This window comes from Mycobacterium neumannii (assembly GCF_048452905.1).
GTDB lineage: Bacteria > Actinomycetota > Actinomycetes > Mycobacteriales > Mycobacteriaceae > Mycobacterium > Mycobacterium neumannii_B.
Genome location: NZ_JBCGVF010000003.1, coordinates 856721 through 870340 on the forward strand (window position 1 = coordinate 856721; position 13620 = coordinate 870340).

At 67.7% G+C, this 13620-nt stretch carries 12 protein-coding genes; 6 read left to right on the forward strand and 6 right to left on the reverse strand.

What is annotated here, in order from left to right:
• Positions 1 to 39 precede the first annotated feature (39 nt).
• The gene (locus AAHH99_RS10440; protein WP_418768569.1) at positions 40 to 720 is read right to left on the reverse strand and encodes a PAS and ANTAR domain-containing protein; all 681 of its coding nucleotides are present in this window, start codon (positions 718 to 720) and stop codon (positions 40 to 42) included.
• 92 nt (positions 721 to 812) lie between these two features.
• Here AAHH99_RS10440 and AAHH99_RS10445 point away from each other — a divergent pair, with 92 nt between their 5' ends.
• The gene (locus tag AAHH99_RS10445) at positions 813 to 1394 is read left to right on the forward strand and encodes a restriction endonuclease (RefSeq protein ID WP_418768570.1); all 582 of its coding nucleotides are present in this window, start codon (positions 813 to 815) and stop codon (positions 1392 to 1394) included.
• 75 nt (positions 1395 to 1469) lie between these two features.
• On the opposite strand, the gene AAHH99_RS10450 is transcribed toward AAHH99_RS10445, so the two are convergent.
• Positions 1470 to 2309, reverse strand: coding sequence for an SDR family oxidoreductase (locus tag AAHH99_RS10450; protein ID WP_418768571.1), 840 nt, complete (start codon positions 2307 to 2309; stop codon positions 1470 to 1472).
• Positions 2310 to 2428: 119 nt separating this feature from the next.
• Between AAHH99_RS10450 and AAHH99_RS10455 the strand changes: the two genes are divergently transcribed.
• The 3 genes from AAHH99_RS10455 to nei2 all read left to right on the forward strand — a co-directional run bounded on the left by AAHH99_RS10455 (position 2429) and on the right by nei2 (position 8533).
• On the forward strand, positions 2429 to 3079 hold the full coding sequence (locus tag AAHH99_RS10455) for a TetR/AcrR family transcriptional regulator (RefSeq protein ID WP_418768572.1): 651 nt from the start codon (positions 2429 to 2431) through the stop codon (positions 3077 to 3079).
• Between the two features lie 94 nt (positions 3080 to 3173).
• Entirely contained in the window at positions 3174 to 7724 is a 4551-nt protein-coding gene (locus AAHH99_RS10460; RefSeq protein ID WP_418768573.1) for an ATP-dependent helicase, read from the forward strand.
• A gap of 35 nt (positions 7725 to 7759) precedes the next feature.
• Entirely contained in the window at positions 7760 to 8533 is a 774-nt protein-coding gene (gene nei2 / locus AAHH99_RS10465) for an endonuclease VIII Nei2 (protein WP_418768574.1), read from the forward strand.
• Positions 8534 to 8612: 79 nt separating this feature from the next.
• Here nei2 and AAHH99_RS10470 read toward each other — a convergent pair whose 3' ends face one another.
• Together AAHH99_RS10470 and AAHH99_RS10475 are read right to left on the reverse strand one after the other, a co-directional pair.
• The gene (locus tag AAHH99_RS10470; protein ID WP_066849099.1) at positions 8613 to 9719 is read right to left on the reverse strand and encodes a fatty acid desaturase family protein; all 1107 of its coding nucleotides are present in this window, start codon (positions 9717 to 9719) and stop codon (positions 8613 to 8615) included.
• A gap of 19 nt (positions 9720 to 9738) precedes the next feature.
• The gene (locus AAHH99_RS10475; RefSeq protein ID WP_418768575.1) at positions 9739 to 10806 is read right to left on the reverse strand and encodes a ferredoxin reductase; all 1068 of its coding nucleotides are present in this window, start codon (positions 10804 to 10806) and stop codon (positions 9739 to 9741) included.
• 69 nt (positions 10807 to 10875) lie between these two features.
• Between AAHH99_RS10475 and AAHH99_RS10480 the strand changes: the two genes are divergently transcribed.
• Positions 10876 to 11562, forward strand: coding sequence for a TetR family transcriptional regulator (locus AAHH99_RS10480; protein ID WP_066811210.1), 687 nt, complete (start codon positions 10876 to 10878; stop codon positions 11560 to 11562).
• A gap of 26 nt (positions 11563 to 11588) precedes the next feature.
• On the forward strand, positions 11589 to 12377 hold the full coding sequence (locus AAHH99_RS10485) for an enoyl-CoA hydratase/isomerase family protein (RefSeq protein ID WP_418768576.1): 789 nt from the start codon (positions 11589 to 11591) through the stop codon (positions 12375 to 12377).
• On the opposite strand, the gene AAHH99_RS10490 is transcribed toward AAHH99_RS10485, so the two are convergent.
• Both AAHH99_RS10490 and AAHH99_RS10495 read right to left on the reverse strand, forming a co-directional pair.
• Positions 12343 to 13113: an SDR family NAD(P)-dependent oxidoreductase gene (locus tag AAHH99_RS10490; RefSeq protein WP_418768577.1), complete on the reverse strand. Its 771-nt coding sequence runs from the start codon at positions 13111 to 13113 to the stop codon at positions 12343 to 12345. The two genes, AAHH99_RS10485 and AAHH99_RS10490, sit on opposite strands and share 35 nt — an antisense overlap.
• Positions 13114 to 13142: 29 nt before the next feature.
• Complete coding sequence (locus tag AAHH99_RS10495; protein ID WP_418768578.1) at positions 13143 to 13472, reverse strand: RNA-binding protein; 330 nt, start codon at positions 13470 to 13472, stop codon at positions 13143 to 13145.
• Positions 13473 to 13620: the final 148 nt, after the last annotated feature.

The window sequence follows — 13620 nt, forward strand, 5'->3', positions numbered from 1 at the left end:
ACGCAGCGCAGAGTTCCCGGTCACAACGACCGGTAAACTTCAATCTCGAACGCGATTGTGTGCCGTGAGCAGCAACCTGTCGTAGGTGGAGCGCGGCGGCAACTCTTCTTCGTAACTGAGCCCGAGGAAATCCTTGGCGATTTGCTCGGCTAAGTTTCGCAGCTTGGTGTCGGTCTCCTGCGAACGCCACCGGAGCAACTCGAACGCCGAATCGGCGGAGATCCGGTAGATCAGCATCAGCATCCCTTTGGCCTGCTCGATCGGGCCGCGGGCCTCCGCCATCTCGGTGACCGCCGCACTTAAGGCCCTGTCGCGCCGCTGCAGGGTGGACGGGGTGACGTCGACATAGAACCCGTGGGTTCCGACCACCTGATCGTTGTCGTCGAAGAGTTGGTCGCCGACCACGACCACGTGGTGCTCCTCGCCGTGGGTGTCGATGATCCGGTGGCGGGTGGAGAACGCGCCCGACGTACGGCGGATCTCATCCAGCGTCGCCGCCACCTGGCGGTAGTCGTCGGGATGTTTGTGTGACAACACAAGTTCCGTCGTCGGCTGTGCTTTACCGGGCTCGTAGCCGTGCATCCGTTCGACTTGCGGCGACCACTCCCAGCGTTCGTCGGCGAAGTAGAACCGAAACCAGCCCACCCGATGCGGGTCGCCGCCGGCAAGCGCCTGCTCGACGGGTGTCTGCCCGTCGGGATCGGGCAGCTCGTCAGTCATGATCGCAGGTTAACGCCGGTGATCGCACACGGGTATTCCGGCACGAACGTCCATTCGTTTATCGGACAAGCACCGGATCGGTCGACGCGGGGATGTCGGGGTCGCGCCTTACGATCCGTCACGTGAGCGTAAAGCTGTACCTGGCTTCGGCCTCGGCGGCGGGCGTCGGGGCGTGGCTTCTCGGGGTCGCCCCGCAGTGGAGCCTTGCGCTCGGACTGGTCGCGCCGCTGGTGCTCGCCGCGCTTCCGCGCTTCCTCGCAGGCACGCTCGTCGGTGTCACCACTCCCGGCGCACGCGAGGACCTCACCGCCGCGATGTCGGGTGCGGAGTTCGAGGATCATGTGGCGCGGGTGGCCCGGTCCTGCGGAGCGCCGGTGATCATGACCGCGATCACCGGAGACTGGGGAGTCGACATCATCGTCGGCAAGCGACCGGATCGCCTTGCCATCCAGTGCAAACGACAGTCGCGCCCCGTCGGCGCGAGCGCGGTGCAGGAAGTGGTGGCCGGTGCGCCCATGCAGGACTGCACCAAGACGATGGTCGTCACGAACCACGAATTCACCGCCGCCGCACGCAAACTCGCCGAGCTTCACGGATGTGAGCTGGTCGGCGGCGCCGACCTCCCGCGGTTACGGTCGACGATCCGGCGACTTCTGGAGCCGTCGGCGCCCTGATGCCCGAACGTGCCGTTACATACGCGAATTCGGCGTGTCGCGGATGAAACCGCACGACCGACCGCTCGCGGCCCGTTACAGCATCGGCCTGCCGCCGGTCACCGCGATCCGCGCTCCCGTCACGTAGCTCGCCTCGTCAGACGCCAGCATCACGTAGACCGGCGCCAACTCGACCGGCTGACCCGCACGGCCCAGCGGCGTGTTCTCGCCGAACTGCTTGACCTTCTCCGGCGGCATCGTCGACGGGATCAACGGTGTCCAGATCGGGCCCGGCGCAACACTGTTCGCACGAATACCCTTCTCGCCCAGCATCTCCGCCAGGCTCGCGGAGAAGTTAGCGATCGCCGCCTTGGTGGCCGCGTACGGCGCCAGTTTCGGGTTCGGCATGTCGGAGTTCACCGATGAACTGCCGATGATCGACGCACCGGCGCCCATGTGCGGAAGCGCGGCCTTCACGAGGTAGAAGTACGCTCCGACGTTGAGCCGGAACGTGTAATCCCACTCCTCGTCGCTGATCTCGTCGAGCGTGTCGTGCGTCATCTGGTAGGCGGCGTTGTTGACGAGCACATCGATGCCGCCGAATTCCTCGACGGCGCGGTCGACGACGGCGCGGCAGTGCGCCGGGTCGGCGAGATCACCCGGCATCAACACGCATTTGCGCCCGGCCTCCTCGACGTACTTCTGCACTTCCTTGGCGTCGCCGTCCTCGTTCAGGTAAGCGATCAGCACGTCGGCGCCCTCGCGCGCGTAGGCGATCGCGACCGCGCGGCCGATTCCGCTGTCGCCTCCGGTGATGACCGCACGTTTACCCGTCAGCCGACCGGACCCCTGGTAGCTCGTCTCGCCGCAGTCAGGGATTGGGGTCATCTCGCTCTGCACGCCGGGCGGGGACTGCTGTTGTTCTGGGAAACTCATCGATGGCCTCTCGTGGTCGCGGAATGTCTCGCCCCCGCGGGTTACCCCGGAGCGGTCCGAATACTCCGGCCGCATGTCGGAAGAGCCGCTGTTTGACATGTGTTCACTACGATGGCGGCATGGCCGAGTCACGACGGCGGCTCTCCCCCGCCGACCGACGCAGCGAACTGCTGACGCTCGGTGCCGAGGTGTTCGGTCAGCGGCCCTACGACGAGGTCCGCATCGACGAGATCGCCGAGCGCGCCGGAGTGTCCCGGGCACTGATGTACCACTACTTCCCGGACAAGCGAGCGTTTTTCGCCGCGGTGATCCGCGCGGAGGGCGAGCGGTTGTTCGAGGCCACCAACGTGCCGCCGCGGCCCGGGCAGAGCCTTTTCGACCAGGTGCGCGAGGGTGTGCTCGCCTATCTGCGCTATGACGACGAGCACCCCCACGGTGCTTGGGCCGCCTACGTGGGATCGGGCCGCTCCGACCCCGTGCTGCGCGGCATCGAGGACACCGACAACGATCGCCAGGCCAACCGCATCCTCGGCCGCATCCACGCCGCCGTGGGCGACGACCTGGACTCCAAGGTGGAGCGCGATCTACGCGTCACCGTCTACGGCTGGCTGGCCTTCACCTTCGAGATGTGCAGACAACGGCTGATGGACCCGTCCATCGAGGCCGGTCCGGTCGCCGACGCGTGCGCACACACCCTGTTCGACGCCGTCGGACGGGTACCGGGCATCCCTTCTACCCTCCGTGAAGCGGTCTCGCCGAAACACCGCTGACCTGTGATTTCGGCGCACTAACTATCGCTGGGCGATACCTAGTGCACCCAAACCGCCGGAGAGTTGTCGGTGGTGGGGTGCACGATAGATGTCGATGAGCGAATCCCCCCTCGCCCGGTTCAGCGACCTGACCCGGGAATGGTTCACCGGCACATTCGCCGAGCCGACGCCCGCCCAGGCCCAAGCATGGGCGGCGATCGCGGACGGGGACAACACACTCGTCATCGCGCCGACCGGGTCCGGTAAGACGCTCGCGGCGTTCCTATGGGCAATCGACCAACTGGCTTCCGTTCCCGCCGAACCGCGAGCCGGCACCAAAGTGCTGTACGTCTCGCCGCTCAAGGCGCTGGCCGTCGACGTGGAGCGCAACCTGCGCACCCCGCTGACCGGCATCGCCCGGGTGGCCGAACGGCGCGGCGTGCCGGCCCCACAGATCAGCGTCGGCGTGCGCTCCGGCGACACCTCCCCGGCGCAACGGCGCGAACTGATCGCCCGACCGCCCGACGTCCTCATCACCACTCCCGAGTCGCTGTTTTTGATGTTGACCTCGGCGGCGCGCGACACCCTGGCGAACGTCCAGACCGTCATCGTCGACGAGGTGCACGCCGTGGCGGCCACCAAACGCGGCGCCCACCTCGCGCTGTCGCTCGAGCGGCTGGACCAACTTCTGGACACAGCCGCGCAGCGGATCGGGTTGTCGGCCACCGTCCGACCCCCAGAGGAGGTGGCGCGGTTCCTGTCGGGTCAGGCCCGCACGACGATTGTGGCGCCGCCCGCCGCCAAGACGTTCGACCTGTCGGTCCAGGTGCCGGTGCCCGATATGGCGAACCTCGAGAACAACACCATCTGGCCGGACGTCGAGGAACGCATCGTCGACCTGGTCGAATCGCACAACTCGTCGATCGTGTTCGCCAACTCGCGACGGCTCGCCGAACGACTCACGTCGCGGCTCAACGAGATCCACGCCGAACGCACCGGCCAGGAGCTCGAGACGGGACCCAACACCGGCGTCGCCGGCGGTTCACCCGCCCACATCATGGGCAGTGGGCAGGCGTCAGGTGCACCCACGCTGCTGGCGCGTGCGCACCATGGTTCGGTCAGCAAGGAACAGCGGGCGATCGTCGAGGACGACCTGAAAAGCGGCCGGCTCAAGGCCGTCGTCGCGACCTCGAGCCTGGAACTCGGGATCGACATGGGCGCAGTCGATCTGGTGATCCAGGTGGAGGCCCCGCCCTCGGTGGCCAGCGGGCTGCAGCGCATCGGCCGCGCCGGCCACCAGGTCGGCGAGATCTCGCAGGGCGTGCTGTTCCCCAAGCACCGCACCGACCTGATCGGCTGCGCGGTGACGGTGAAACGTATGCTCTCCGGTGAGATCGAGACCATGCGGGTGCCGACCAACCCGCTCGACGTGCTCGCGCAGCACACGGTCGCCGCATGTGCGCTCGAGCCGCTCGACGCCGACCGCTGGTTCGACGCGGTGCGGCGCAGCGCCCCATTCGCCACACTGCCGCGCAGCGCGTTCGAGGCGACGCTGGACCTGCTGTCGGGTAAGTACCCGTCGACGGAGTTCGCCGAGCTGCGACCTCGCCTGGTGTACGACCGCGATACCGGCACGCTGACGGCTCGGCCCGGCGCACAGCGGCTGGCGGTCACCAGCGGCGGCGCGATCCCCGACCGCGGGTTGTTCACGGTCTATCTGGCCACCGATTCCGAAAAGCCCTCCCGCGTCGGGGAACTCGACGAGGAGATGGTGTACGAATCACGCCCGGGTGACGTCATCTCGCTGGGCGCGACGAGTTGGCGGATCACCGAGATAACCCACGACCGCGTCCTGGTGATCCCAGCGCCCGGTCAGCCGGCGCGACTCCCGTTCTGGCGCGGCGACGGCGTTGGCCGCCCAGCAGAGTTGGGCGCTGCGGTCGGGGCATACACCGGCGAGCTGGCCCGCCTCGGTAAGGACGAATTCGACCAGCGTTGCCGCTCAATGGGTTTCGACCAGTTCGCCGCCGACAACCTGTGGCAGCTGATCGACGACCAACGCCAAGCCACGGGCGTCGTCCCTTCGGACGCCACATTCGTCGTCGAACGGTTCCGCGACGAACTCGGCGACTGGCGCGTCATCCTGCACTCGCCCTACGGACTGCGGGTGCACGGCCCGCTCGCGCTGGCGGTGTCGCGACGGCTGCGTGAGCGGTACGGCATCGAGGAGAAGCCCACCGCGTCCGACGATGGCATCATCGTGCGGCTGCCCGACACCGAGGACGCGCCTCCTGGCGCAGACCTGTTCGTCTTCGACGCCGACGAGATCGAGCCAATCGTCACCGCCGAGGTCGGAGGCTCGGCGCTGTTCGCGTCCCGTTTCCGCGAGTGTGCTGCCCGCGCGTTGCTGCTGCCGCGACGCCATCCGGGCAAGCGATCCCCGCTGTGGCATCAGCGTCAGCGCGCCGCGCAATTGCTCGACGTCGCGCGCAAGTACCCCGACTTCCCGATCGTGTTGGAGGCCGTGCGGGAGTGCCTGCAGGACGTCTACGACGTGCCTGCGCTGACAGAGCTGATGCACCGGGTCGCCCAGCGCCGGTTGCGCATCGTCGAGGTGGAGACCACCACGCCGTCGCCGTTCGCCGCCTCGCTGCTGTTCGGCTATGTCGGCGCCTTCATGTACGAGGGCGACAGTCCGCTGGCCGAACGCCGCGCCGCCGCACTGTCGCTGGACAGTGTCCTGCTCGCCGAACTGTTGGGCCGGGTCGAGCTGCGCGAGCTGCTCGACCCTCAGGTCATCACGAGTACGACGCGACAACTGCAGCATCTGAGCGAGGACCGGCGGGCCCGCGACGCCGAAGGCATCGCCGACCTGCTGCGGCTGCTGGGCCCGTTGACCGAAACCGAGATCGCCGACCGCTGCACGACTTCCGACATCGGCGGCTGGCTCGAGGGCCTGCGCGCTGCCAAGCGCGCGTTGACCGTGTCGTTCGCCGACCAGACTTGGTGGGCCGCGATCGAAGACATCGGCCTGTTGCGCGACGGCGTGGGTGTGGCCGTGCCGGTCGGGGTGCCGACGGCGTTCACCGAGTCGGTCGATGACCCGCTGGGTGAGCTGCTCGGCCGCTACGCCCGCACCCGAGGGCCGTTCACCACACACGATGCGGCCGCGCGGTTCGGCCTGGGGTTGCGCGTCACCGCCGACGTGCTGGGCCGGATGGCCATCGACGGCAAGCTGATTCGCGGTGAGTTCACCGATCTGCCGGTCGCCGACCCGGGCGCTGCTGAGCAGTGGTGCGACAGCGACGTGCTCAAGATTTTGCGGCGCCGGTCGCTGGCGGCGCTGCGCGCGCAGATCGAGCCGGTGAGCACCGCGGCGTACGGACGCTTCCTGCCCGCGTGGCAGTCGGTTGGCTCGGCGCACAACAGCGGCGTCGACGGGCTCGCTGCCGTGATCGATCAGCTTGCGGGCGTGCCGATTCCGGCTTCGGCCGTCGAGCCGCTGGTGTTCGGTCAGCGCGTCCGCGACTACCAGCCCGCCATGCTCGACGAACTGCTGGCCTCCGGTGAGGTCACCTGGTCGGGAGCCGGCCAGATCGGTGGTGGCGACGGGTGGATCGCCTTCCATGCCGCCGAGTCGGCGCCGTTGACGTTGACCGCCCCCACCGAGATCGAGTTCACCGACACCCACCGGGCGATCCTCGACGCGCTCGGCTCAGGTGGTCAGGCTGGCGGCGCTTTCTTTTTTCGTCAGCTCGCGGACAATCCGACCGAAGACCACAAGAACGCGGTGTGGGATCTGGTCTGGGCGGGCTGGATCACCGGCGACACGTTCGCGCCGGTGCGCGCGAAGTTGATGGGCGCCCGTGGATCGTCGGGGCGGCGCAGCGCACCAGCACACCGGCAGCGGCAGCGGGCGCCGCGGTTGAGCCGCTACAGCGTCGCGCACGCCCAAACCCGCAACGCCGACCCCACGGTGGCTGGACGGTGGTCGGCGCTGCCGATGCCCGAACCGGAATCGACTGTGCGCGCGCACTTCCAGGCCGAACTGCTGCTCGGCAGGCACGGGGTCTTGACCAAGGGAGCCGTCGGCGCGGAGGGCGTGCCCGGCGGTTTCGCGATGCTCTATAAGGTGCTGACGGCGTTCGAGGACGCCGGCCGATGCCAGCGGGGCTATTTCGTCGAGTCACTCGGCGGCGCCCAGTTCGCCGTGGCATCCACGGTGGACCGCTTGCGGACGTATCTGGACAACGTCGACCAGGATCACCGCGAGTACCACGCGGTCGTCCTGGCGGCCGCCGATCCGGCCAACCCCTACGGCGCCGCACTCCCGTGGCCGACGCGGCGATCCGATGACGACGTCTCACACCGCCCCGGTCGCAAAGCCGGTGCACTGGTCGCGATGGTCGACGGCGAACTGGTGTGGTTCCTCGAACGTGGCGGGCGCTCGCTGTTGAGCTTCACCGAGGACACCGACGCGCACGTCGCCGTCGCTGCGGCCCTGGCCGATCTGGTCAGCAGCGGTCGGGTGGGATCATTTCTCGTCGAGAAGGTCAACGGGGTCCCCGTTCTCGAACCGGGTGCAGAAGGTGAGCGCGCCGCGGTCCACGACGCCCTGCTGGGCGCTGGGTTCGCCCGTACACCGCGCGGCCTGCGGTTACGGTGATGAGAGCCTGCGCGACCAACAGAAGGCGCTGACGGATGCCCGAAGGCGACACGGTCTACCGCACCGCCACCAAGCTGCGCGAGGCGTTGGTAGGCAAGCAGCTCACCCGTTGTGACGTGCGGGTGCCGAAGTTCGCGACGGTCGACCTGACGGGCTGCGTCGTCGACGAGGTGATCAGCCGCGGTAAGCACCTCTTCATCCGCGTCGAGGACGCCAGCATCCACTCACATCTGAAGATGGAGGGCGCCTGGCTGGTCGGCGGCCAAATCAGGCGGGTGCCGGAGTACAAGATCCGGATCCTGTTGCACACCAGCGACTCCCGAGCTGCCGGTGTCGACCTCGGCGTGCTGGAGATCCTGCAGCGTGACCACGATATGGAAGCCGTCGCACACCTCGGCCCGGACCTGCTCGGCGACGACTGGGAACCGCGCGTCGCCAGGGCCAACCTCGTCGAGGACCAGGAACGGCCGCTGGCCGAGGCGCTGCTGGACCAGCGCGTGATGGCGGGCGTCGGCAACGTCTACGCCAACGAACTCTGCTTCGTCACCGGCTACCTGCCCACCACCCCGGTCGGCAAGGTCAAAGACCCGCTGCGGATGGTGCAGCGGGCCCGAGACATGCTGCGGCTGAACAGGTCCCGCGTTAACCGGACCACGACCGGCGACACCCGCGGCGGTCGCGACCTGTGGGTCTATGGCCGGCGTGGCCGACCGTGCCGACGGTGTGGCACGCCCATCGAGTCGGACTCGGCGCGTCCCGGCAAGCCGGGCGATCGCGTCTCGTACTGGTGTCCGGTCTGTCAGACCTGAGCCGCGCCGAGACTGCGGTTTATGACGGGTTTCGGCCGATTTCCATCAGAAACCGCAGTCTCGCCGGCGCCCGGAGGCGCTAGGGCAGCGCCAGTCGGACGATCTTGCGCACCACCGTCGCGAACTGGCTCGGCAGCGACCCCGCGTTGTACGGGATCCCGTAGCGGGTGCAGATGTCCTTGACCTCGGTGGAGATCTCGGCCAGGCGATGCGCGGGGATGTCGGGGAACAGATGGTGCTCGATCTGGAACGACAGGTTACCGCTCAGGATGTGGAACAGCTTTCCGCCCGTCAGGTTCGCCGAGCCCAACACCTGCCGGAAATACCACTGACCGCGCGTCTCGGCCTTGGTCTCCTCGACGGAGAACTCCTGCACGTCGTCGGGAAAGTGGCCGCAGAAGATGATCATGTACGCCCACACGTTGCGCATCAGGTTCGCGGTCAGGTTCCCCGCGACCACCCACGGCGCGAACGGCCCGGCCAGCAGCGGGAACGCCACGTAATCCTTGAGCGTCTGGCGTTTGGTCTTGCGCCAGATGCCCTCGAGGATTTCTCGCTTGTCGGCGATCGTGATCTCGCCGGCGCGGATGCGCTCGGTTTCGAGTTCGTGCAGCGCGACGCCGTACTGGAACAGCACCATCAGCAGGAAGGCGTAGACGGGGTTGCCGAGGAAGTACGGCGTCCACTTCTGGTCCTTGCTCATCCGCAGGATGCCGTAACCGACGTCGCGGTCCATCCCGACGATGTTGGTGTAGGTGTGGTGCATGTAGTTGTGCGAGTGGCGCCACTGCTCGCCCGGGCAGGCGGTGTCCCACTCGAAGCCCCGGCTGGAGATGTTCGGATCGCCCATCCAGTCGTATTGACCGTGCATGACGTTGTGGCCGATCTCCATGTTGTCGAGGATCTTCGACAGTCCCAGCAGCGCGGTGCCCGCCAGCCAGAACGGCGGGAACACTCCGCCGAACAGCAGGGCCCGCCCGCCGATCTCGAATGCGCGCTGCGTCTTGATGATTCGACGGATGTAGGTGGCGTCGCGCTCGCCGAGGTCGGCGATCACGCGTTCCTTGAGCGCGTCGAGTTCGCGGCCGAAGGCCTCGGCCTGCTCGGCGGTCAGACTGATCTTCTTGCCCGCCACCGTCTTTTCGAGGGTGTGCGGTTTCGAAGTGATGTCGGTGATGACGGTCATGTCGAACTCCTTTCGGTTTCTACAACGCGAGGTCGACGTCGCCGACAGGGGCCGAGACGCAGATCTGCACGTCTTCGTCCTCCGCGGTCGACACCGCGCCGGTGACCAGGTTCTTCACCACGCCGCGCGTCTTGCGGCGGGTGCAGCTGTGGCAGATGCCCATTCGGCATCCGCTTTCGGGGGTCAGGCCTGCGTTTTCGGCCTGCTCCAGCAGGGGGCGGCCGTCGTCGGTCACCGCCACTCCGCTGTCGGCGAACGTGATCGTGCCGCCCGAGGGTTCGGCAGGCACGGTGTACGTCGGGGGGACAAAGCTTTCCGAGTGCACGTTCGGGCAGTGCTCGCGCACGGCCGACGCGAGTTCGGGCGGGCCGCAGACGAACACCGCATCGGGGTCGGGCATCGCCGCGGCCAGATGCGCGGGGCCGAAGCGACCGGTCAGGTCGGAGCCGGCCGTCGACCGCGTGTAGCCGCGCAGCACCCGCACGCCCGTCATGGCGTCGAGCTCGGCGCGGTAGCACGCGTCCTCGGCCGAGCGTGCGTAGTGAATGAATGCGACCTCGCCGCCGTGCCCGCGGGCCCGCAGCGTCCGCGCCATCGACATCACCGGTGTGATGCCGCTGCCGCCCGACACGAAAAGGATGCGTTGCGGTGCGTCGTCGGGGAGCACGAAGTCGCCGCCGACCGAATCCAATCCCACGATCATGCCGGGGCGGGCGTGATCGCACAGGTAGCCAGAGACCAGCCCGCCGTCATGGCGTCCCACCGTGAGCTCGAGATAGGGGGCGCCCTCGGCGTTGGCCGGAGAGTAGGGCCGGGTGCGACGACGACCGTCGATCTCAACCGTGAGGTTGATGTGCTGTCCGGCGCGAAAACCGGTGAACGCCTGATTCGGCTCCAGCGTGAGGGTGACGCTGCGCGGGGTCTGCCGCCGCACCGCGACGACTTCCGCGCGAGCATCTGAGCGCGTCCACGTGGGCGCGACAAGCTCGGTGTATCGGTCCACGCCATGGGGGCCGGTGAGCAGGTCGACCAGCGGCGAGCCAAGCACCCTGTCCCGGAGACCACGCGTCAACGTTTGAGTGAACATATGTACACCGTCCCCGCATGTGCAGCACCTCGTCAACCCATTCACCCAGGTTGTGGTATGTTTCACACAGTGAACAGTCGTACGCCTGGCTCACGGTCGAGCCGGTCGGGACGGTCACGATCGCGCGAGCACCCGCGCACGACCATGTCCCGCGAGGAGCGCAAGGAGGCCACCCGGCAGGCGATCGTCGCGGCGGCCCTCAAGTTGCTCGAGGACCGCAGCTTCTCCGCGCTGAGCCTCCGCGAGGTCACCCGCGAAGCGGGTATCGTGCCTGCGGCGTTCTACCGGCATTTCGAGTCGATGGAAGCCCTGGGCCTCGTCCTCATCGACGAGTCGTTCCGCAGCCTGCGCGACATGCTGCGCGGCGCCCGCGCGGGCAGGCTCGACCCGAAGCGGGTCATCGAGTCGAGCGTCGACATCCTCATCGACGGAGTGAACGAACGGCGCGAGCACTGGCGGTTCATCGGCCGCGAACGGAACAGCGGCGTCACCGTTCTGCGCTACGCCATCCGCACCGAGATCCGGCTGATCACCTCCGAGCTCGCGATCGACCTGGCCCGTTTCCCGAACCTGAACACGTGGAGCAGCGAAGATCTCAACATCCTGGCCAGCCTGTTCGTCAACGCGATGATCGTGATCGCCGAGGCCATCGAGGATGCCCACGACCAGGCCGCGCTCAACGAGATCAAACGGGTGGCCGTCAAACAGTTGCGGATGATCGTTGTCGGCGTCGCGGGATGGCGCAGCACCGTATGAAACCGGACGCGGGCTAGCGTGTGCGCATGCCGCACCTCGAACTGGCCTACCCCCGTCCCGACATCGCCGTGCTCACGCTGAACCGCCCCGACAAGCTCAACGCGTTGTCCTACGAACTCGTCGAGGACCTCCACGCGACGCTGGCGCAGATCGATTCCAACAACGACTGCCGCGTCGTCGTCCTCACCGGCGCCGGACGGGGGTTCTGCTCGGGCCTGGACCTGACCGATCCCAACCCCAACAAGGCTGGCGAAGGAACAGAGTTCCCGCGCTCGGGCATGCGATGGCAGGAACGCATAGCCGACCTGACCGCACGCATCCACCGGTTGCGCCAACCCGTGATTGCCGCGGTGAACGGGGTCGCATACGGCGGCGGAATGGGCATCGCGCTGGCCTGCGACATCCGCATCGCCTCGGAGTCGGCGCGCTTCTGCACCCAGTTCATCAAGTTGGGTCTCGGTGGCTGCGACATCGGGGTCAGCTACACGCTTCCGAGGATCATCGGCGCCGGCCCGGCGTTCGATCTCATCCTCACCGCGCGCGCTGTCGACGCCCCGGAAGCGCTGCGGCTCGGCTTGGTGTCGCGGGTGTCGACCGACGAAGCGATCGTTTTCGACGCCATGGCGATCGCCGAGACGCTGTGCGGCTACGGGAAGTTCGGCCTCGAGTCCACCAAGCAGGTGCTGTGGGCCAATCTCGACGCGTCGAGCCTGGAAGCGGCGCTGCACCTGGAGAACCGCAGCCAGATCCTGGCCTCGACCAGCGGTGAGATGCGCGAGGCTAGCGAGGCGTTCCGCCGCCGTCCACGATCATGACCGTACCGGTGATGTAGCTGCCGGCATCCGAGGCCAACAGCAAGGCGGTTCCGACCATCTCATCGGGTGACGCGAGACGTCCGAGGAACGTGCTGCGCGCCATCCCGTCGACCACCTCCTGCGGGTTGTTGCGCATCATGTCGGTGTCCACCGGTCCGGGAGCGATCGCGTTCACCCGGATGCCCGAGGGCGCGAACTCCGCGGCCATCGACCGGGTGAACGACATCAGCGCGGCCTTGTTGGCAGAGTAGATCGAGGTCAACGCCGAGAAGTTGAACGCCCCGACCGAGACCATGTTGATCACACTGGCTTTCGTGCTCGCCTTCAGATAGGGCAGTGCCGCCTGCACCAGGAACACCGGTCCGCGCAGGTTCACCTCGAAGGATTTCGTCAACGCATCGGGCGTCATCTCACCCAGTGGTTGCGCCAAGGCGTTGGCGGCGTTGTTGACCACGACGTCGACACCGCCGTACTCGTCGACGGTGCGCTGCACCAGCGCCTCGAGCGCGGCGACATCCCCGAGGTGGGTGGGCACACCGATGGCCCGGCCGCCGAGTCCGCGCAGATGTTCCGCGGCCCGCTCACAGGCGTCGGGTTTGCGGCTGGCCACCACGACGCGGGCACCGGCGAGGACGAAGCCCTCGGCCAACGCGAGGCCGATACCCCTGGTGCCGCCCGTGACGATCACGGTGCGGTCGGTCATATCGAAGAGACGGTCGAACGAAGCGCGGTCCACGGCCGTCAGTCAAGCAGATGGGCCTGGCCTCAGATGCAACCGCTCACGCTGATCCGTCGTCCGACGTTCGCGCACACGTTCACGTTCGGCGCCGGTGGTGGCGGGACGTACACCGGCGGTGGCGGGGGTGGGGGCGGTGGTGGCGTGTCGCCCGGCGGGGGCGGAGGCGGCGGTGGTGGCGGCGGAGGAGGCGGTGGCGGCAACTCGTTGAGATAGGAAAGCGGGTCCGCGCAGCCGGTCACATCGACGAACCTGCCGCCGACCGAACCGCAGAGCGTCGCCTCGGCGCTCGGCGCGGTCACGGTCACCAATCCCCCGGCGAACACGGCCGCAGCAGCGCACAGCACTACCTTGTGCACATCTCCTCCCTTCGGCGACGTGCCAAGCGCCGTCGCCCGACCCGATTGTGGCAGTGACGCACGCGTCAGGGGGCCGAATGCGCGATCGGCGAGTCGCCGTAACGAACCCCTCGGCGTCTTCGATGTCTACTGCGATGCCCGAACCATT